Below are 19103 nucleotides of genomic sequence, written 5' to 3'. Positions count from 1 at the left end.
TCAGTGCTCGCCCCTTTCCTTTCCCATATCAGGAGAAAGAACCATGACGACAGAGCGTCAGATCGCATACGTCAAACACCCGGTGTCGGCGAAAAAGAAGGCCGAACTGGTCGCCAAGGGCTTCAGGATCATCGATGCGCGCTTCAAGCCGAAGGGTGCCGACGAGATTGAAGGCGGTGGGCAGAAGATCGAACTGGGCACGGACAGCGGTGCCGGCTTCAGCGACGACCAGCTCCGGGCCGCGATCAAGGAAGCGACAGGCAAGGCACCACACCACAAGCTGGGCCGTGAAAAGCTGATCGAGGCATTCAACGCGCTAAACATGCCGGCCGATCAGGAAGAAGAGGCTTCCAATGGCCTGACCCGCCGCGAGATCGAAGCCGATCTGGTCGCCATGAACGTTGAGTTCAATGCAGAAGACGCGCTGGAAGATCTCGCCGCTCTGCGCGATCTGGAGCGGGAACAGCGCGCTTAACCAGCACAAAGGCACCAGCGATGGCTCTTAACACCACCCCCGGCGATCCGGCGGCAGATAGCTACCCCACCCTGGTCGAAGCAAAGGCCTATTGGGACAGCATCGGGCGGGATTACAGCGGCATTGCTGATGCTGAGCTCGAGCAGGCCTTGCGTCGTGGCACGGCTTGGCTCGATGGCACCTATGGCGCGCGCTTCATCGGCAAGACATCGACCTTTGACCAAAGCTTGGAGTGGCCTCGTCAGGACGCCGTGTATCGCGGTGAGGCGCTCCCGAGTGATGAGATACCCCGGAATGTCAAGAACGCCGCCAGTGAAGCCGCATGGCGGGAAGCGACGGAGCCAAACAGCCTTTCTCCCGACTATGTGCCGGCGGAAGGCGTGAAGCAGGAGCAGGTTGGCCCGCTTTCTGTGACCTACAAGGACGGCGCCGGGGGCGTTACTGACGTGTTGCCGGTTGTGACCGCCGTCGATGGCCTATTGCGCGGTCTGGTGGCATCCAAGGCCAGCCTGAATTTCGCAACTGCGGCGCGGGGCTGACATGGCCGGGTTCAACTATGCCAAGTCTCGGGCCACTGCTGCCCGTCTGATCAAGAAGTTCGGTCAGTCCGGCGCCATCCGCCGCACGACGATGACCGGCGGCGATCCATGGAACCCGACGCCTGAGACCAACGACTATCCCTGCACGCTGGTCGTCACGGAATACACGCTCAAGGAGCGCGAAAGCTCACTCATTGGGACATCCGACAAGAAGGTTCTGATATCGACCGAGGGCGTCTCGATCCCGGCCTACGCAAATGCGCCAGACAGCGCAAACGCCCCGACAGAACGCGATCAGATCGTGATCAAGGGCAGGCCGCACGAGTTGGTGCGGGTCGATCCGCTGGAGCCTGGCGATACTGTCGTGATGTGGACGCTGCAGGTGGCGTTCTGACGGCTCTACCTGACATTCCGTGATGTGTATCCACAAAGCCAGGTCGCAATTGCTACGGCAACGACAGACGTGATGATGAGATCGACTGAACTCACCAGTGTGAGGAATGTCGCAAAGATCACCGCCGCAAAATTGAACACGATGTACCGCGCGAGTGAGTGAGGCGCGAGGAGTGGGCTGCCGGTGTCTGGTTCCTTGAAGACCATGGCTACACCCCGAGCAAGACTTTGAAGATCACTGCGAGAACGCCGGCCAGAGCGCCACTTGCGAACCCCTTTTGCATGCAGGGCCAAGGATTGTCGCCAGAAGCGAAGTTCTCAGCTGTCGCGACGACTGTGCTGGTCAACAAGATCGACACAAACACCGCAGTGAGTACCGGATCGAAAATCGGCACGAAGCAACCCTCCCTTCAGTTCAAGAATTCTAGCAAAGCGGTGGAGCATGGTGACCACATCAATTCGACGTAGCATTGAGGCATTGATTGCTCGTCACGAACCATTGCTGCGTGAAGCCTTTCTCTTGGCCGTTGACGATATCCGCAACTCGATCACGCTACGCATCGTCGTAGAGCGGCTGGAGCGCGGCGATGTGCTGGGCGCTACCGAGGCCATGCAGATTGAGCGTGAGGCATTCTCTCGCTTCGAGCAGGCGCTCTTCGATGCCTATGCGGATGGAGGGCAGGCGGAGGTGGGGAACCTGCCGCTGGTCAGAGATCCAGACGGTAACCGCGTGGTGTTCCGCTTCGGTTTGCGCTATCCAGAGGCCGAGGCATGGCTGCGTGATCACTCGACAAGGCTCGTCACCCGGATTGTTGATGATCAGCGCGAGGCAATCCGCCAGCATCTAACAGCAGGGTTGGCCGAGGGGCAGAACCCGCGCCAGACGGCCTTGGGTGTCGTGGGGCGAGTGGATCGATCCAGTAACCGCCGTACTGGTGGCGTCATTGGCCTGACGGTTCCGCAGGAAGAGTTCGTCAGGCGAGCGCGTCAGGAGCTTCTGTCGGGCGATGTTCGGGCCATGCGCCATTACTTGACGCGGGGCCGGCGTGACCGGCGCTTTGATCGTGCCGTGATGAAGGCAATCCGCGAGGAACAGCCGCTCGACGCGGACACGGTCAACCGGATCACTGGGCGCTATGCTGACCGGCTGCTGGCTCTCAGGGGCGAGATGTTGGCGCAGAACGAGACGCAGGAGGCCATCTCACAGGCCCGCACTGAAGCCATTCGCCAGCAGATCGCGGCGGGGAAGATTGATGCCGATGCGGTCACGAAGGTCTGGCACCACACGCCGCAGGAGAACCCGAGGCTTCATCACCGCGCCATGAACGGCAAGAGCGTGGCTTATGGCGAGGATTTCGTTCTTCCGAATGGGGTGAAGATGGCGCATCCGCATGCGTCTGATGCACCGATCAGCGAGAAGGCTTTCTGCAAGTGCCATTTCTCGTTCAGGATCGACTACTTCGCATCGGTGGAGCGCCGATTTAGGGCGCGGGCTGCCTGATGGCCCAGGGGGATAGCTTCGCTGCATCGGTGGCCGACTGGTGCCATGCGGTGGAGGGGGCGACAGAGGCGATCTTCAAGGAGAGCGTTCAAGAACTGGTAGCGGAGGCTGACCGGCTCCTGACACAGATGATCTACGAGGCCCCATCCAGTCCGAATTATCGGCGCACGGGCTTTCTCCGGTCATCTGTGAGGGTGTCAAAAACATCGATACCGCTGGCAGACCGGCCGCAGGGAGTGCCGGACGCCGATTACCTGTCCGAAATCACGGTTGTGATCGCTGGGGCGAAACTCGGCGAAACGCTCTATGTGGGCTACACGGCGAACTATGCCGGCTTCGTCCATTTCGGGACATCAAGGATGGCCGGTCGGCCGTGGGTGCAGATGGTCGCGCAGCGCTGGCCGGCTATCGTCGCGGCCAAGGAGGCTGAACTCAAGGGGCGTCTTGGTCTGTAGACCCGGACTTCCGGCGCTCCATGCGCATCAAGGCTCCATAGGGACCGACGAGAGCGGTGCGCAGGGCTTCCTGCCCGATCTCCGTCTCTGCGCGCAACGAAACGATCTGCCGCATCATCTCGTGCAGCACTGTCTCGATCTCATCGTCTGACAGGGGCTTTTTCTCGGACATCGCTGGGAAGGTATAGGAATGGCCGCAACAACGGAAGGTCGGATCTTTGCAGCGCTGATGGCGCGGGCGTCCGGCCTGTCGGCGCTGGGGCTGCCAATCGCGTGGCCCAATGTCGATTTCACGCCGCCGGGGAACCAGAAATATCTGCGCGTCCAGTTCGTGCCGAATGTCACGCAGAGGCAGTGGATCGCCTCTGATGGAGTGCATCGTTACCTCGGACTGCTCCAAGTCAGCGTGTTCTGGCCCAAGGGGCAATACGAGGGTGAGCTTCGACCGCGCGAGATCGCGGGGCAGGTTGCGGCTCACTTCCCGTGCGATCACCAGATGACGGAGGACGATGTGACGGTGCGCGTTATGGAGCGCCCGACCGTCGCTGACATGCTTCCGGAAGATAGCCGGGTGCATATCCCGGTGACTATTCAGTGGGAGTGTTTCCACTAGCCGTTTCAAGCCCTTCGGCAAGGCAATTCAATCAGAATAGGAGCCTGTCATGGCGAAGATGTATCCCGTAGCGGGCTGCAAGTTCTTCATCGGTAGCGCTGCAATCGAAGATCAGGACGATGATTTCATCGCAACTGACTTCGATGCAGTGACTTGGGTTGAGGTCAAAGGCTGGGTGACGATGGGGGCAAGTGGTGACGCCGCAACGCTCGTGACCTCTGACCAGATCGGCAACAAGCGCACGAAGAAGGCCAAAGGTACGCGCAATGCGGGCTCGATGGAGAACGTCTTCGATGTCGTTGCCGACGATCCCGGTCAGCTTGCTCTGGTCGCGGCCGAACAGACCGACGACAACTATCCGTTCCGCGTCGTCTACAACGACACGCCGCCCACCGGTGTCGCTCCTACGCCCTCCGAAAGCCTGTTCATTGGCATGGTCATGTCCAGATCGCGGGCAGGCGGTGGCGCTAACGATCCGCGGCGCATGAACTCCACCGTCGAAATCAACAGCAACGTGGTCGCCGTTCCGGCCAGCACGGGCGCGTAAGGAGCAAAGCATGACCGCAAAAACCGAAAAGAAGGCCGTCGATCTGTCGTCGTTCGATGATGCGAAGGCTAAGCACGAAGCCGGTATCGAGATCGCGATTGTCGGGCCCGACGGCAAGACTCCGATGGGGTTCTCCATTCGCGCTGCCGGTCCCGACAGTGAACGCGCCCAGATCGCACAGGAAGAGCTTGCCGACGAACTGATCGAGCAGGAGAACCTGACGCGGCTCAAGGCGCGAGAGGCTGCACAGCGCGGCATCCGGTATCTCGCCAAGCTGACGATGGGCTGGGTGCCCAACATCATTCTCGACGGGCAGGAACTGGAGTTCAGCGAGGAGAACGCGGAGAAGCTCTATCGCCGGCACCGCTTTATTCGTGAGCAGGTCGACAAGGCCGCCGGCAACCGGGCGCGTTTTACGAAGGGCTGATCGCCGCGCTCTGCCAAGCGCTGGAGGCAGTCCACGACAAGCGTAGGCCATTCGTGCCTACGGTGGCCGAACGGCTCTGGTGGGCTTTCTGGCGACTTGATGCGCGGCGCAGTAGCAATGGCTACTCGGCCAATGCGATCAGCCCGACCGAGATTGATGCGTGGTGCCGGGTGTCCGGCACGCGCCTGAAGCCCTGGGAAATCCGCGCGCTCGATGAGATGGAAATCATCCGTCTCCGCTGGCTCGGCCGAGACCCGGAAGAAGAGCCGGAAGTCGTTGAAGGCCAGCCGGTAACGCCCGCACTCGTCAAAGCCCTGTTTGGATAGAGGTGACCTGCCATGTCGACTGCTCGTCTTGGGTTCGCGGTTGACTCCTCTCAGGTCAAAAGTGCTGCCGTCGATCTCGACCGCCTGACTACCAGCGCGGGCCACGTTGAACAGAAGACAGCGCGGCTTAGGGACGAATTTGGACGGTTCGTTTCTGCTGGTCATGCCGCAGGGCGTGCGACTGAGCAAGTTGAACAGGCGAATGACAACGCCGCAAATGCAGTAACTCGGCACGCAATGGCTATTGCCAAGCTCACTGCAGCAGAAGCACGCATGGGAGCTACGCACTATGCCTCGCGCGCTGAAGACATCGCAGCATTTGGTGCCGAGTTGGATCGCCTCCGCGCAAAGTACAATCCGGTGTTTGCCGCATCGAAGGCGTATGACGGAGAGCTCAACGACCTAAATCGAGCACACGCTATCGGCGCTATCAATGCCCAGGAAAAGGCAGCGGCACTCGACATGCTGAATGCACGATATCAGTTGGCCGCAGCAGGGGCGAACGTCGCGGCAACGGCAACATTGCAGATGGCGAAGGCCTCCCGTATCGCGATGCACAACAATCGCCAGCTTTCTTTCCAGTTGATCGACATTGGTCAGGCCTTAGCCACTGCGCCGACGATGGGCATTTACGCATTGCAGAACCTGGGTTTTCAGGTCGCGCAGATCGGTCAGCTCTACATGGGTCGAGGCGGCTTCAATCAGGCCATCAAGGACAGTGCGGTCCAGGTCGCGAGCTTTGTCCGGTGGATGGGGCCCCTTGCTGCCGTTGCCGGTATGGCTGGCGCTGCACTTGCTGGCATGACGCATGAGATCAATCAGGTGTCGGATGTCACAGTCGGCATGGGTGATGTGGCGCTGGCCACTTTCCAGGTCATTCGAGATGGCATCTTCGAGACGATCCGGCCGGCAGTTGAAGCCATGGCTCCGTGGTTCGGTGCTGCATGGGATTGGGTCGCGGATAAAACGATCTGGCTTGGCAATCTGATCATCAATTCGTTTCACGCCGCATTCGTTGACGTCAATGCGGTGGTGGATTCCATAGCTGCGGTGTTCGCCGGCGGCTATGAGGCTGTCGTCGCGGTTTGGTCGGGGCTTCCCGCCGCGCTCGGAGATTTTGTTTACTCGACTGCCAATCGTGTGGTTCAGGGCGTCGAGGATATGATCAATGGCGCGATCACTCGCCTCAACAAACTCATCGCGATGCTGCCGGACTGGGTGGATATCAGCGGGTTCGACCAGATCGAATTCGGCGGGATCGAAAACCCCTACGCAGGCGCAGCCTCGGCGTTGGGCGGTCAGCTGGCCGAAATCGGTGGGCGCACCAGTTCAGCTCTTGGCGATATATGGGCCAATCGGAATGCCGCCGTGTCCGATATCATGGGAAGCGATCCGCTTGGTGGGTTCTTTGATGCGGTGAGCGTCCGAGCTGTCCAGAACGCGCTTGAGGGCGTGAAGGATGAGGCAGGAGCCGCCGGTAAGGCTTTGAAGGGCGCAGCCGACGACGCTAAAGACCCATGGAACGGGCTTACGGAAGAGATGGAGCGCATGCAGAACGCGCTTCAGGACGCAGGCCGAGAGACTGGCGGCATCCTCAAAGGGCTCATCGATGGCACATTGAGCTGGAAGGATGCGCTGTCACAGGCTCTGTCCGTCGCCATGAAGCTCATGATGCAGTTCAATCCGGGCCTGTTCGGTGGTGGTTTCGTTCAGGGGCTTCTCGGCTTCTCGCATGGCGGTGTGATCACGCAGGGCAATGTCGTGCCGTTTGCCAATGGTGGCGTGGTCAATCGGCCAACGGTATTCCCGATGGCAAATGGTGCTGGCCTGATGGGCGAGGCGGGGCCGGAGGCGATCATGCCGCTGCGCCGTGGTCCTGATGGGCGTCTTGGTGTCTCAGCGCCCCGTCAGGCAGCAAACGATCAGCCTATGCGTCTCGAGCTCGTTTCACGCTTCGATGCCGATGGCGGTTTTGACACAGCGGTTGAGCGAGCTTCCCGCCCGGTTGCCCGTGAAGAGAGTGCGGCGTCCAGTGCGCGGGTATCCCGTAGCTTTGATGCGCGGATTGACGGTCGGGACGAAGAGCGCCGTGTCCGCAGGATCAGACCAAGGAGCCCGTTCTGATGTATCGGCTTGTCGACTTCCCCGAACCGATCCGGCTTACCAAGGTCACGTGGACCAGCGGGCCAAATGCCCGCAACTCCGGTACGACGACTGCCTCGGACGGGGCTGAGCAAACACGGAGCGGCATAGGTGATGTGGTCTCCTTTCGCCTGGACTTCACGCTCAAGATGGGGCGCGAGGCCCGGCGCGAACGCGGCTTCCTGACCTCGCTGATGGAGGGCGTGAACGCTGCTCGCTTTAAGTTCATCGATGGCGATATGTTAACGCCACAAGAGGCTGGAATTGTTGGGCCTTTCGTTTCGCAGCCTTGGTCGAATGGCGAGCCTTGGAGCAATGGAAAGGGCTGGAAGCCTTCCTACCCGATTGTGCCGATGGCTGCGGCATCCGCCTATGATGCCAGCGTCGTAACCCTCTCGGATGCGTTCTGGGGTCACCAGCTTGGGATTGGCGATTATCTCGGGTTCATGCCGTTCCATTTCGGCCTGTACATGATCACGCAGGTGATTGCGCCGGGTCAGTATCGGATCTGGCCTCGTCTGCGCAAAGCACTCACCACCGATGACTTCGCGACCCTGCATCCAACCCTCGTCATGAAGACTGTGCCCGGCGGCACATCAATGGCGCGCGGTGTCGTACACACCGATGGGCAGGGCGTGCAGCTGTCCGAGATCATTGACCCCTACGTTCGGCAGTATTTCACGGATTGATCCATGACCTTCTACACCGCTGAAGACCTCGACAAGCTGTCTGGGCCGCATATCCAGCGTGCATGGTTCGCCCATGTCGTTTTGCCGTCTGGTGAACGCCGTCTGCACACGGGGTTGGGGCCGGTCGAGATCGGCGGGCATGTGTGGGAGGGCGTCAGTGATCCATTCGGCGGGCAGCTCGTTTCAGTTGGTTCGATTGAGGAACCGCGCTTCGGGCAGGCACCGGCCGTTGACGTTGTGATCTCTGGCGCGAACCGGGAATTCCTCAAGACTGTGTGGGATGACCGTCATACGGTTGAGGGCGCGCAGTGCGACCTCTACTTCGCGACGTTCGATGCCGAAACCGGAGAGGCGGTTATTGGGCTCAGGAAGCTCTATCCCGGCAAGATCACCGCCCCGAAATTCGCATTCGTTGGAGCCGCTGTCAGGGCAATCCAGTTGCGCATTGTGTCGATCTGGGAAGGACTGAACTTCCCAGCCGCCGGGGCGCAGTGGTCGCCGGCCGGTCAACGGCAGCGCTATCCCGGCGACAAGGGGCTCGACTTCATCAACGCGCCGATCATCGAGGATTACAAGAAGTGACGCCAACGGCCGAACATCGAGGGCGCGGCGAGCGCCTGCGCGCAATCGTTGATGCTCTCAAGGGCAGGCCGGTCGAGTGGGGTGTCGATGATTGCTCGACGCTGCCTGCCCAATGGGTGGCCGAGGTCACCGGCCGGGAGTTCGATTGGCCGTTCTACGACACTGAGGAAAAAGCGGCGCGCATCATCGCTGACGCCGGTGGTTTGGTCGAGGTCTGGAGGCCCATCACGCGCAAGCTCGGACTGGTTGAGAGACACGACACGCCCGAAATCGGCGACATCGGCATCATCGACACCAGCCTCGGTCATGTCGGAGGTATCTGGCTGCACGGCCAGACCTTCATCTGGCGGGCAGAGGAGGGCGTTCGCGTCCTCGGCGTCCGCTCGCACCGCATCGTGAAAAGCTGGCAAGTCTGACATGAAATTCAGAGCTGTTGTTCTGGCCGCTGGCATCATGCTGGCGACCCTTTCGCCTGCCTATGCCTTCGTTGCAATTGGATCGGCGGTAATCTCGGCATTTCTGGCAGTTGGTGCGGGGGCTCTGCTGCCAACCGTGGGGGCTGCTGCAATCGGTCTTGCAACGGTTGGTATCGCTGTCACGGCCGCCCAGGTTGCGCTACAGGCAGCGCTCTTCGGACGGCAGCCGTCAGTTGACCCGAACGAGATCAAGAACACCACACAGGGCAAAGAGGGGCCGGGGCGCTATGCATTTGGCCGCGTGCGTCTCGCCGGCACGGTGGCGTTCGGCAATACGGCTGGCTACGACATCTATCGCCTGCTGCTGCACTGCTTTGGACCGCTCTCTGCAATCGAAGAGTATTTCTATGACAAGCTCTCGGTCACGGTCGACCCTGACGGTGCAGTCACGTCGCCGCCGTGGGCGCGCAGTGGTGGCTCCAATCTCTATCTGAAGACAAAGCTCGGGGATGGTTCGGAAACGGCCTGGCCGGAGCTTGTGGGCGATTTCCCGTCGCTCTGGACGGCCGATCATCGTATTCGTGGGATCGCGCAGACGCTGATCAGGGCGATCAATCCGGGAACAGGCAGTGATCGCTTTCTCCGTCTGTTTCAGGGTGGCATCAAGTCCGTCGAGATCACGGCCCGAGTTGGCGAGTTCTACGATCCGCGCGACAGCTCAACGGAATGGTCGATCAACGGCGTTCTGCATGTCCTGCATTGGTGGCGCCGGCTTCCGGGTATGCGGGACACGCACATCGACTTCGATGCCATTGAACCCGTCGTGACGCAGGGCGAAGCGCTGGTGCCCACTCTGATGGGAACTGCGCCGCGCTGTCAGCTCTCGGGCGGATGGGAAGGGCCGCTCACTTACGACATCGTTGAGGATATGCTGGAGAGCGCTGGCCTTGAGGTGCGGGAGACCGGCGATGGCAAAGAGGCTCTTGCTTTTGTCGAGGACTGGCCGGAACCCGAGATCACGTTTCTGAACGGGCACATCATCGACCGGTTTCCGCAGGCCGGGCCGGAAGGGGCGAAGCGTCCGAATGTCTGCAAGTTGCGCTACTTCTCGCCCGAGCGTGGCTTCGAGATGGCCGAGATTGATCTTACCGGCGCGCCCTGGGCGAGGGTGCAGCATGAGATCGATGTCTATGGCGAGCAGGAATTCCCGGTCGATCTGATCTTCTGCTGTGATGCCAGTCAGGCGCAGAGGATCGCGCGTCGATTGTTCCTCATGTCCCGGACTGACTTTGGCGTCATCAAGACCACCATGGCCGGCGTTGCGGCATGGGGGAAGCGCACGGCACTTATCGAGATCCCGGATGTCGGGGAGGATGGGGCCAGCATCATGGTCCGGGCGCGCACGCAGCCCGTTCGAGTGGACGATAGCGCCGGTGAATGCGAGATCGCGTTCCACATCATCCCGGATGCGCTTTCAATCCCGTGGGATCCGGAGACGATGGAGGTTCCTGCACCGCCGGTTCTGCCAGAGTTCCAGATTGAGAGCGATCTGGACACGCCCAACATACTCGCGGCGGCAATCGTTCAGTACCCCAGTGGGGCTTATGAGCTTCGCGTCCAGTATGACAAGCCCGCTGGTGCTTCGACAGCTGAGGCGAATTTCCGCGCCTATGCGGCCGGGCTGCCAGATCCCTGGCAAGGCATGACCACATGGGACGATTACGGCCCGAAGGGGGAAGACGATCTTTCCTCAAGGCCAGCCACGGTTTGGTTTGCGCGGGCCGCCGCGAACGTCCTTGGCCAGAACGTTGATCTTCGGGTTCGTTGGTTCAACTCAGACGATGAGGCTTCGTATTTCTCTGATCTGGCGGAGCTGCGCCCCGCGGCCACAGTCAATACAAAGCCGCTGCCGCCGGCGGTGTTTGGTATCGCGCTTGTTGAGCCAACCTACTTCGGCACGAAAGACATCAACGTAGTGGCAATAGTGGTGCGAAGCCGAACTCGCTTTAGCGTGGGGTCGCCTTGGGAGCCGTGGCAGGAAACGATCTACGAGGCACGGCCGGGTGAGGGTGTCCCTGCAGTTCTCGGGGCACCCTCTGATACATACGAGGTTGAGGCTTATGCGCAGACCTCTGATGGGACGCGCAGCGATCCTTACATTCCTTCCTAGCCCTGACGTTTGATCCGCCCGCCATAGGCCGGCGCTGAACTCGTCAATCTGAACCCTTCCAGCCGCCGCAGCCAGCGCGCCTCGGCCGGCGAAGCATGCGAGGAAGACATGACCGAAGAAGAGTTTCTTGATCTTGCTCACGCGGCCCCAGATAACTGGACCTATGTGGCGAACGGATACGCCTTCAAGGATGATGATGGCGAAATCCGAATGGCAGTGCAGGAAGAGGCCATTCACGACGCGGATGGTCGACTGATCGCTTCGCTTCCGCAACAGCCTCCGCTAATCGCGGACATTGGATGCCCTTGGCGTTCGGGTCTCCTCGGTGAACGCAGCCAGCGACGCCTCCAAGACCCGAGACCACCTGTAGGGTGCCCGCAAGCGTCCAATTCCCGATCCGAACACGGCAGTCCGGGCACACCACTTGGTTCTGTCTGAGCCAATCCATTTCCCCCCTCCCTGTCTAGCGCCTCCAAGTGAAGCAGAGGCTCTACCGGGAGTCGAGACCACACCCATCGTGAACTGATCCGCCCCGCGCAGTGCATCTGCCCGGCTGGCGAAGCCTATCCAAAATTGGAGAAATACTATGGACGTCTGGACCAAGCGGGGTGCCGATATTGTCGCGCCAACCGATGCTGCCGGAAACCCCCGCAAAATCATCAATGGCGAGATGCAGACATGGATGACCGAGGTCGAGCGTTTGTTCGACATGGGGGCGTTCAATTCGGTCGATGCCAAAGTAAGTGATATCGCAGGCCGCGCCGCATATGATGATGAGCCGACCGACTTTATGGTGCTCGTGTTGGACACTGGAGATGGTCGAGCTGCTGTTTATGCGAAACTGTCCTCTCTAAGTGCAGATTGGAGCGACCCAGCATATGTAACGGGGCCTGAAGGGCCGCCCGGCGTTCAAGTCGACGATGCTCTAACGGTGAACCGTGGCAAGCCCTTTCCCAACAGAATAATGACCCGAAATGGGTACACCAGCGAGGGGAGCGCGTTCCTAAATAGCGGAATTCTGGCTGTGAGGGTGGTGGGCGCCGAATATGGCAAGTACTACAGCATCCACTACCAGAAAAATGGCGCTGTGATACCCGGATCTTCTTATGATTATGCCTGGGTGATCCGCAGGTACGACATAGCAGGATTCGAGACCAGTTCGGCGAATGATCGTGTTGTCACTTTCACTGATCCTGCACCGGATATTGATCTCGCCGGTGGAATTCAGACGGTCCGGGTTGTTTCTCCTAGGGTTGATGGGTTGGAGTTCTTCATCACGGTTGATCCAGCCCACCTGCCGGCTTTTGGTACGGTTGCATTGAACGGTCTTATCGATGATCGTCCGGGTGCGTCGTGGATCATCGACCCGTCGAACTACTTCTACTCCAACCAGGCGTCTGTGGCCGATGGCACCGGTGCGCTTAGCTACAGCATATCAGCGGGCGGCATGGTGTCTGCCTACTGGAGAAGTGGTGATTATCTCTACCGCATCCGTTTCGGCCCGAATGGTTTTAATGATCTGCCCAACATCATCGGCGTTGATAGAGCGTCGTATAGCACTGAGCCTGTTTGGACGGAGATCAATACAGGCTCAACTGATTGGCTGACGCCGATGACAGTTGAGGCGGTAAATAACGGCAATCCAAGTCTTCCGATGGCCTATTCGGGCGGGAACCACGGGTCAAACGGCGGGGGTGGAGGCAGTCAAACTGCGCGGAATACGTTCTATCGGCTCCTGATCGATGGCCAGCCGCAGCCCTTCTCGGCGGTTGTTGGATCATGCTCGAAGATCACGCTTATCATCATCAACGAACTGATGGCCTACAACACGTTTGACACAGAGCGATACGTGCTGTCGCAGACCTTCTCTCTCGATATTTTTCCGGGCGGGATCGAATTGCATTCGGACGTGAAAGCGTATGAGGATATCCGTCTGAAGCGCGAGAATGGCCCGCAAATGGTGACAACTGGTTTTCAGGGCACCCAATTGATCTATGGCGGGCAGGAGGATGCTCGAGTGGCGTTTGACGCCACAGCGGACTCAGGACCAAAATCAGCGAACCCAGACGCTTGGGCTCTTGTCTTGCAAAGTGCGAACGGTCAACAGGTGTCGTGGATGGATCGTGCGTACGAAGCGGGGGACGGGCGTTATGTGGGGGCTGCCGAGGCGTTCATTCGAGGCGGCGGCGCGTCGAACACAAAGTGGTATCATGCAGTGGTCTCTGGCATGGGCGCAGGTGTCGAGTTCCTGGCAGGCGAGGGCTACAAGTGGCGCGGCGGCTATGCGTGGCAGGCACCAGATCAGCAGCCAACAGGATACGACAGCATGGTGGTCTTGCGGAAGGGTGGGCGCGATATGGTCGCACTTGCGAAGTCGGCGAGCGAAGTATCGCTTTTCTAGTTCGGCGCTGGCCGTGAGAGCCGGCGGGCAAGTGCGTTTTAATCTACGTCTTGAGGCTTGGGGACCCAGGGCAAAGATCCTTGCCCGCCGGTTGCACCAAAATAACCGCATGGCGTCAACGCACCATTGGTGTGATCACGTAATGCCTAGGCTGAGTTCGCAGAAAAATCCCCGCCGAATGCTTGTTGAGTTGGGGCTCTATTCGGCGGGGCAGAGTAGGCTGTAACGTACTGGATGCTGGCCGCCTATCCGTCTGCGGGGAGCAGTTCAGGAGCAGGCCAGCTGCCGCAACGTAGGCACTGCGCTTGCTCGGTTGAATGGTGCTTTAGCACACCTGCGGAAAGGCGTAAAAGGTGCTGGCAGGTGGATAGGGTATAAGCCCCCGCCTATCTCTCAGAAGAGCCCCAGATTCTTCAACCTGCCAGCTGAACAAATCTACCGGCGAAATCTGAACGAGTGGTTGCCATTACAGTGGGCGGCAAGATCGCTTCGGGAAAAACATGCCAGCGCGCGGGGCTTGTTAGGGTTAAGCAGGTGGGCTTTATGCCCGAACATTACGCGCGCTGGCCAATCCATTCTTGGCGCAAACTGTTGATGATTGGTAAAGCGGAGCGACAATTGGTGCTGGCGGGGCCATGCGTCGAACTATGGCCAATGCTGCTCGAGAGTTCCCTGAAACCCAAACAGTCCGCCAGCCCTCAAAGGCTACATGTTCGTCCACCAGAAGCCAAATCAAGGGGCTCTGCAATATCGGCAAGGGAGCGGCCGGTGCCACTCTATCGGGCGGATGGGGGCACCGGCCTAGCGGGCCTCGCCAGGTCCGCCGCGATGGGAGTTGATTAGATTCGACACCGCGGTGCCAATAACGATCCTTTACATCTTGTAAGAGGAGCTGGCGGGTAAACCTCGGATTGGGGAAGGCTTTTCGCTCCGAACGTGGGGCGTTCTAAGCGCCCGCCAACACGGATAGCGTAATTCAATCACCCAAATGTGGAAATCCCCCTGCAGGCTGACGTTGGGAAGCGCTTGCCTGCAGGGAGCGGCGGTGCCCCTTGGAGCCCAAGAGGGGTAGCAGTCAACACAGCTTGAGAGAAGCGCATCGAAAGCATCGCGCCTTTATGACGCGGCTCTCTCATCTGAATTCGTCACCAGAAAGGAAACGACATGGACCGCAACTTCGCGCGGGCGCTTCCGCTCGTCCTTAAGCATGAGGGTGGCTGGGCTGACCATCCCGACGATCCGGGCGGGGCGACCATGAAGGGCGTCACGCTGGCCACCTTTCGTCGCTACGTGAAGGCCGATGGCACCAAGGCTGATCTAAGGGCCATCACTGAGCAGCAGGTCGCGACCGTCTACTATCGCCACTACTGGGCGGCCGTGAACGCCCAAGCGCTGCCTTCGGGCGTCGATTATGCCGTGTTCGATTTCGCGGTGAACTCTGGCCCGAACCGGGCGGCGAAGTATCTGCAATCGGTTGTCGGCGCGAAGGTTGATGGCCGGGTCGGTCCGGACACCATCGCCGCAGTTTCGCGCATGGAGCCGGCGGTGATCATCAATCGCCTTTGCGATGCCCGCATGGCCTTCCTGCGCAGCCTGAAGCACTGGCCGACCTTCGGCAATGGCTGGTCGCGTCGCGTCTCCGATGTGCGCAAGGACGCGATGAACATGGTGGGGCGGTCCGCTGACATCGAGCGGGTGCCCGTTCCGGTCCCGCGTCCGACCGTTCCGGCAGAGGTTGAGCAGAAGGTTAAAGAGAAATCCGGCTTCTGGCAGTGGCTGACCGGGCTGCTTGGCTCCGGCGCGCTTGGTCTGGGCTGGCTGACCGGCATGGACTGGAAGGCCATTGCAGCCGGTGGTGGCGTGCTGGTTGTGGTCATCCTCGTTCTGGTGATCCTGCGGTCGCAGATCGTGGCGGCCGTGCGTGAGATCAAGGGAGCGGTCGAGGGGCAGGGCGCGTGATCGGGCTCGGCTTCGCCTCCCGTGTGCTGCTCTCGCCGCTGGGGAAGGCGCTGGCTGCAGTTCTGGCTGTCTCTGTCATGGTTGGCGGGATTTATCTCTACGGCCACCAGCGGGGCGCTGCGTCGGTTCTGCAGCGCCTTCAATCCGACCGCATCACAATCCTGAAAGATGGAAGGAAGATCGATGAGGAAGCGCTTGGCGCTGACGACACTGTCCTGTGTGCCCTTCTTGGCGGCTGCGAGCTGCCAGACGGCGGCGATCACTGAGCCCTGCGACCTGCTGGTGCCGATCAACCCGGCGCCGGCCACAAACTCTTACCTGGTGGCGAATGACCGCGTGACCGCCGTCGCCATCGCGCAGCATCGTGGCCGGTATCAGAAATACCGCTGCGGGAAGTGAACCCACCCCACAGGCAACGCATTGGAACAGGAGCGGGGCGTGACCGAAAAGGCACCAGACATGGATCACGACATCAGAGCTCGCGTTGTCACGCTCGAGCATTCAACAGCGGACAAGGAACGGCGATTGTCTGAGCTTGAAGCGTGGAAAGCTCAGCGGGAGATCGAGAGCGCGCGGCACGATGAAAAGTGGAACGCGATGGAAGCTCGGATCGATACCCGATTTTCCGGTCTTGAGACCTCGGTCGGAGACATCAAGAAAACCCTGTCGCACATCAACTGGCTGATCATTGGGGGCATCATCACTGGTGTGGTGGCGTTCCTGATCAAAGGTGGTTTCGCGCCCTGATCTTTCCGCATCCTCCCCAACTGCCCCGCTGGCTTCGGCTGGCGGGGGCTTTCTGCATTCTATGCCCGCAAAAGAGAAAGAGCCCGAACATCAAGTCCGGGCTCTCTCGTCGGTGATATTCGGACGTATCCGCAGACCTACATCAGCTTGAACTTGAGGCCTGCACGCACGGTGTGCGAGGACGGATCGACTTTGAACAACCCGGCCGAACCAAAGTCCTCGGAACCAAAGTCAGAGTAGCGATACTCGAGGTTGAGTGTTGTGCGGTCCGTAACGGCCGTTTCAATGCCACCGCCAACTGAGAAGCCGTTCGCGTTCCAGTCGTACAGATTGCCAAGGCCGCTGACATTGATCTCGAAATGCTGGTGGCTATAGCCGGCGAGACCGTAGACGAGCGTACCTGCTCCAACCTTGTAGCCGAGGCGGGCGAGAACGTCGAAGCCATAGTCGGCATCAATCGAGGCGTTGCCGCCAGGTGCGGAGAGTTCGCTGGAGATCGTGGAATAGCGCGCGTTTGCCATCACGCCTGCGACCCAGTTACCGCTGAACTCCATGTCGTAGCCGATCGAGGCTTCCGCGAAGATGCCCTCAGCGCCGATCCCGTTGAAGCCGAGGCCGAGGCCAGGCACTTTGAGATCATGAACCAGGCCACCGGCACCCACTGCCGCACCGATTGTCAGGCCATTCCAGCTGTACGAAGGCGCATCGAAGCCCGCACCGCCGGAGTTCATCCCAAAGCGATAGTTCAGCCCTGCGTGGAATGTGTGCATCGACGGCGTAACCTCGATCACGCCTGCAGAACCGAAATCTTCCGAGCCGAAGTGCGAATACCGATATTCCGACTTGAGGGTCCAGTTGCTCGCGATTGCCGTTTCAATGCCGGCACCAACCACGAAGCCACTGCTGTCCCAGCTGTAATCAAGGCCGGCCGGGTTTGAGGAAACGTCGAAATGCTGCCAGCTGTAGCCGCCGAGAACATAGGCCAGCGTCGACGGCGTAAGCAAATAGCCGGCGCGCACGCCCACGTCGAACCCGTAGTCGGCCTTGGCGTCAATGGAGCCGGGGCCCATCGACAGCTTCGCGCCGATATTGCCGATCCGAGCGTCAGCAAACGCACCGATGAGGAAACGCGGCGACATCATGTAGTCGTAGCCGATGGTAAGTTCGCCGAACACACCTTCGCCGCCGATGCCGTTTGCCGAGGCGGCAAGCGGGTTGATATCCACTTCGCCGACGAACGCGCCTGCGCCGCCGCCAAAGCCAACATAGACGCCGGACCAGTTGTAGCCTGACGTTGCGTTTTCCGTGAGATCAGCCGCCGTCGCAAACTGCGTGGCAAGCGCCAGTCCGCAGCCCGCGGCAACTAATGCGATAAGACTCGTTTTCATGATTTCCCCGGCTCCCTGAAGTGTATGTACTCAGTTGGCTTAATACAGCTGCCACGGAGAGAGTCCATATGGTCGTGTTGTCAAATTGTGAAAACGGATAGGTTGTGTTTTCTATGCAACATTTGAGTTGAGCCGCTTTCGTGATTGGCTCTTTTGATCCTCATAAACCGTGGCCTCACAATGCCTTGAGGGCTCCACTTGAACACTTGGGAAGAGTGGAGCTGGAAATGAAGCTTCACGCAATTATCGAGGATTTTGTCACATGAGATTGATCCAGGTTAATTGTGTTTCGGCTAAATTACGCTAGGGAACCCTGGCTGTTTGGGTGGGGACCCGCATCAAAGAACTCCAAGGTTTCGTTTTTAAGAACTTTCTTTCTACTGCTTTTGGTGTCAGTTTGAGATGCTTCTGGCTGGTGGCTGGGCCTCTGTCCCTCCTTTAACCGTGTCTGCTTGGGGGGAGACATGATTGACTTTCTTCAGAATTTGAGAGGGCTCGCTGTTCCGATTGCTCTCGTTTTATGTCTGTTGGTGCTTTTAGCGCTGTTGTTTTTTCGTCCGCTCGATTTGCCGGGGCGAACCAAGACAGATGTTGGAGTAGATGGCGCTGGCTCGGAAGGAACCGATCCGGACGCTGAGATTTGACGTAATTGGTAAGACGTTTCTTCGAGCCGAGAAGCGTTTCAGTCGGGAACCTCCGGCGCTTCCACGATCATGAGCTTGTCGTCGGGCAGGGGGCGTTGGAGATTCTTCGCTTCCTCCCATGGCTCTGTCAGCCATGCAGTCATTTCGTCTTCCGTGGTGAGGATGACCGGCATCGCCTTCTTGTGGACTGGGGCAACGACGCGGTTCGGCTCCGTGGTCAGGAAGCCGTAGACCTCGTGATCGTCCGGTTCCTCGCGCGCCATGCGCTTGCCGTGCCATGGTGTCCAGAGGCCGGCGAAGACGAACAGCGGCCTATCTTCATTCAATGCGAACCACGCGTTCGGCGTTCTCTTGTCGCCTTCCTTCTTGCTCGCTGGATCGGGCTCAGCGAAGCTCGTGACCGGCACAAGGCAGCGGCTTTCCGGTGAAAGCCATTTGCGCCAGTGGGCGGATGAGGTGTTGCGGATGTTCGTGACCCCGCTGTCGTGCTTTCCCTTGATGAACATGGGGGGCGTCGGCATGCCCCAGCGGGCGCGCACCATCTCTCGCTCTCCATCCTCTCCCACGCGAATGATCGGCGCATAGCGGTTCGGGTAGACCTGCAGGGACGGCTCGTTGAAAGCATATTCCCGCGTCGTTTTGACGAAGTCGCGGATCGCCTGGCGCGTCGTCGTCATATTGTAGAGGTT

The 19103-nt window shown here is 59.7% G+C and carries 21 protein-coding genes; 19 read left to right on the top strand and 2 right to left on the bottom strand.

Going from position 1 to position 19103, the window contains the following annotated elements; all coding sequences use genetic code 11:
* Window positions 1-43 precede the first annotated feature (43 nt).
* The 18 genes from NDI72_RS19095 (at window position 44) to NDI72_RS19010 (ending at window position 16382) form a co-directional block, all read left to right on the top strand.
* A complete protein-coding gene (locus tag NDI72_RS19095) occupies window positions 44-475 on the top strand; it encodes a hypothetical protein (RefSeq protein ID WP_283801434.1) in 432 nt (143 codons plus the stop codon).
* A gap of 20 nt (window positions 476-495) precedes the next feature.
* Window positions 496-1014, top strand: a complete 519-nt coding sequence (locus tag NDI72_RS19090; RefSeq protein ID WP_283801432.1) for a DnaT-like ssDNA-binding protein — start codon at window positions 496-498, stop codon at window positions 1012-1014.
* 1 nt (window position 1015) lies between these two features.
* Window positions 1016-1408 (top strand): hypothetical protein, encoded by a 393-nt coding sequence (locus NDI72_RS19085; RefSeq protein ID WP_283801430.1) that lies wholly within the window; start codon window positions 1016-1018, stop codon window positions 1406-1408.
* A gap of 441 nt (window positions 1409-1849) precedes the next feature.
* Window positions 1850-2908, top strand: coding sequence for a structural protein (locus NDI72_RS19080; RefSeq protein WP_283801429.1), 1059 nt, complete (start codon window positions 1850-1852; stop codon window positions 2906-2908).
* Window positions 2908-3363, top strand: coding sequence for an HK97 gp10 family phage protein (locus NDI72_RS19075; RefSeq protein ID WP_283801428.1), 456 nt, complete (start codon window positions 2908-2910; stop codon window positions 3361-3363). Before NDI72_RS19080 ends, NDI72_RS19075 begins: the two co-directional genes overlap by 1 nt.
* Window positions 3364-3553: 190 nt before the next feature.
* A complete protein-coding gene (locus NDI72_RS19070; protein ID WP_283801427.1) occupies window positions 3554-3976 on the top strand; it encodes a DUF4128 domain-containing protein in 423 nt (140 codons plus the stop codon).
* A gap of 49 nt (window positions 3977-4025) precedes the next feature.
* Window positions 4026-4523: a hypothetical protein gene (locus NDI72_RS19065; protein ID WP_283801425.1), complete on the top strand. Its 498-nt coding sequence runs from the start codon at window positions 4026-4028 to the stop codon at window positions 4521-4523.
* Between the two features lie 10 nt (window positions 4524-4533).
* Window positions 4534-4950 (top strand): hypothetical protein, encoded by a 417-nt coding sequence (locus tag NDI72_RS19060; RefSeq protein ID WP_283801424.1) that lies wholly within the window; start codon window positions 4534-4536, stop codon window positions 4948-4950.
* A 53-nt stretch (window positions 4951-5003) separates the two neighbouring features.
* Window positions 5004-5276: a phage tail assembly chaperone gene (locus NDI72_RS19055; protein WP_283801423.1), complete on the top strand. Its 273-nt coding sequence runs from the start codon at window positions 5004-5006 to the stop codon at window positions 5274-5276.
* 12 nt (window positions 5277-5288) lie between these two features.
* Window positions 5289-7400 (top strand): phage tail tape measure protein, encoded by a 2112-nt coding sequence (locus NDI72_RS22005; RefSeq protein WP_349632278.1) that lies wholly within the window; start codon window positions 5289-5291, stop codon window positions 7398-7400.
* Window positions 7400-8107 carry a hypothetical protein gene (locus NDI72_RS19045; protein ID WP_283801422.1) on the top strand — a complete coding sequence of 236 codons (708 nt, stop codon included), beginning with the start codon at window positions 7400-7402 and terminating at the stop codon, window positions 8105-8107. Before NDI72_RS22005 ends, NDI72_RS19045 begins: the two co-directional genes overlap by 1 nt.
* Before the next feature lie 3 nt (window positions 8108-8110).
* On the top strand, window positions 8111-8689 hold the full coding sequence (locus tag NDI72_RS19040; protein WP_283801421.1) for a transcriptional regulator: 579 nt from the start codon (window positions 8111-8113) through the stop codon (window positions 8687-8689).
* Window positions 8686-9105: a DUF6950 family protein gene (locus NDI72_RS19035; RefSeq protein WP_283801419.1), complete on the top strand. Its 420-nt coding sequence runs from the start codon at window positions 8686-8688 to the stop codon at window positions 9103-9105. Before NDI72_RS19040 ends, NDI72_RS19035 begins: the two co-directional genes overlap by 4 nt.
* A 1-nt stretch (window position 9106) precedes the next feature.
* Complete coding sequence (locus tag NDI72_RS19030; protein WP_283801418.1) at window positions 9107-11275, top strand: hypothetical protein; 2169 nt, start codon at window positions 9107-9109, stop codon at window positions 11273-11275.
* Between the two features lie 586 nt (window positions 11276-11861).
* Entirely contained in the window at window positions 11862-13676 is a 1815-nt protein-coding gene (locus NDI72_RS19025; protein WP_283801417.1) for a hypothetical protein, read from the top strand.
* 1164 nt (window positions 13677-14840) lie between these two features.
* A complete protein-coding gene (locus NDI72_RS19020) occupies window positions 14841-15635 on the top strand; it encodes a glycoside hydrolase family 108 protein (protein WP_283801415.1) in 795 nt (264 codons plus the stop codon).
* On the top strand, window positions 15632-15901 hold the full coding sequence (locus NDI72_RS19015) for a hypothetical protein (protein ID WP_283801414.1): 270 nt from the start codon (window positions 15632-15634) through the stop codon (window positions 15899-15901). The genes NDI72_RS19020 and NDI72_RS19015 overlap by 4 nt, the downstream gene beginning before the upstream one ends.
* 172 nt (window positions 15902-16073) lie before the next feature.
* Complete coding sequence (locus NDI72_RS19010) at window positions 16074-16382, top strand: hypothetical protein (protein WP_206549056.1); 309 nt, start codon at window positions 16074-16076, stop codon at window positions 16380-16382.
* 137 nt (window positions 16383-16519) lie between these two features.
* Here NDI72_RS19010 and NDI72_RS19005 read toward each other — a convergent pair whose 3' ends face one another.
* Complete coding sequence (locus NDI72_RS19005) at window positions 16520-17770, bottom strand: outer membrane protein (RefSeq protein WP_283801413.1); 1251 nt, start codon at window positions 17768-17770, stop codon at window positions 16520-16522.
* 464 nt (window positions 17771-18234) lie between these two features.
* Here NDI72_RS19005 and NDI72_RS19000 point away from each other — a divergent pair, with 464 nt between their 5' ends.
* Window positions 18235-18414 carry a hypothetical protein gene (locus NDI72_RS19000; protein ID WP_283801412.1) on the top strand — a complete coding sequence of 60 codons (180 nt, stop codon included), beginning with the start codon at window positions 18235-18237 and terminating at the stop codon, window positions 18412-18414.
* A gap of 38 nt (window positions 18415-18452) precedes the next feature.
* On the opposite strand, the gene NDI72_RS18995 is transcribed toward NDI72_RS19000, so the two are convergent.
* A partial coding sequence (locus NDI72_RS18995) for an SOS response-associated peptidase (protein ID WP_283801411.1) occupies window positions 18453-19103 on the bottom strand: 651 nt, incomplete at its 5' end.

It is taken from the genome of Nitratireductor sp. GZWM139 (assembly GCF_030068685.1).
Classification (GTDB): domain Bacteria; phylum Pseudomonadota; class Alphaproteobacteria; order Rhizobiales; family Rhizobiaceae; genus Nitratireductor; species Nitratireductor aquimarinus.
The sequence above is the reverse complement of the archived record's forward strand: the minus strand, read 5'-3'. Positions and strand labels throughout refer to the sequence as shown.

Coding starts and splice junctions, on each gene's coding strand:
- NDI72_RS22005 (WP_349632278.1), top strand. CDS start 5,289: ATGTCGACTGCTCGTCTTGGGTTCGCGGTTGACTCCTCTCAGGTCAAA.
- NDI72_RS19030 (WP_283801418.1), top strand. CDS start 9,107: ATGAAATTCAGAGCTGTTGTTCTGGCCGCTGGCATCATGCTGGCGACC.
- NDI72_RS19065 (WP_283801425.1), top strand. CDS start 4,026: ATGGCGAAGATGTATCCCGTAGCGGGCTGCAAGTTCTTCATCGGTAGC.
- NDI72_RS19005 (WP_283801413.1), bottom strand. CDS start 17,770: ATGAAAACGAGTCTTATCGCATTAGTTGCCGCGGGCTGCGGACTGGCG.
- NDI72_RS19000 (WP_283801412.1), top strand. CDS start 18,235: ATGATTGACTTTCTTCAGAATTTGAGAGGGCTCGCTGTTCCGATTGCT.
- NDI72_RS19075 (WP_283801428.1), top strand. CDS start 2,908: ATGGCCCAGGGGGATAGCTTCGCTGCATCGGTGGCCGACTGGTGCCAT.
- NDI72_RS19090 (WP_283801432.1), top strand. CDS start 496: ATGGCTCTTAACACCACCCCCGGCGATCCGGCGGCAGATAGCTACCCC.
- NDI72_RS19095 (WP_283801434.1), top strand. CDS start 44: ATGACGACAGAGCGTCAGATCGCATACGTCAAACACCCGGTGTCGGCG.
- NDI72_RS19085 (WP_283801430.1), top strand. CDS start 1,016: ATGGCCGGGTTCAACTATGCCAAGTCTCGGGCCACTGCTGCCCGTCTG.
- NDI72_RS19040 (WP_283801421.1), top strand. CDS start 8,111: ATGACCTTCTACACCGCTGAAGACCTCGACAAGCTGTCTGGGCCGCAT.
- NDI72_RS19070 (WP_283801427.1), top strand. CDS start 3,554: ATGGCCGCAACAACGGAAGGTCGGATCTTTGCAGCGCTGATGGCGCGG.
- NDI72_RS19045 (WP_283801422.1), top strand. CDS start 7,400: ATGTATCGGCTTGTCGACTTCCCCGAACCGATCCGGCTTACCAAGGTC.
- NDI72_RS19060 (WP_283801424.1), top strand. CDS start 4,534: ATGACCGCAAAAACCGAAAAGAAGGCCGTCGATCTGTCGTCGTTCGAT.
- NDI72_RS19080 (WP_283801429.1), top strand. CDS start 1,850: ATGGTGACCACATCAATTCGACGTAGCATTGAGGCATTGATTGCTCGT.
- NDI72_RS19025 (WP_283801417.1), top strand. CDS start 11,862: ATGGACGTCTGGACCAAGCGGGGTGCCGATATTGTCGCGCCAACCGAT.
- NDI72_RS19020 (WP_283801415.1), top strand. CDS start 14,841: ATGGACCGCAACTTCGCGCGGGCGCTTCCGCTCGTCCTTAAGCATGAG.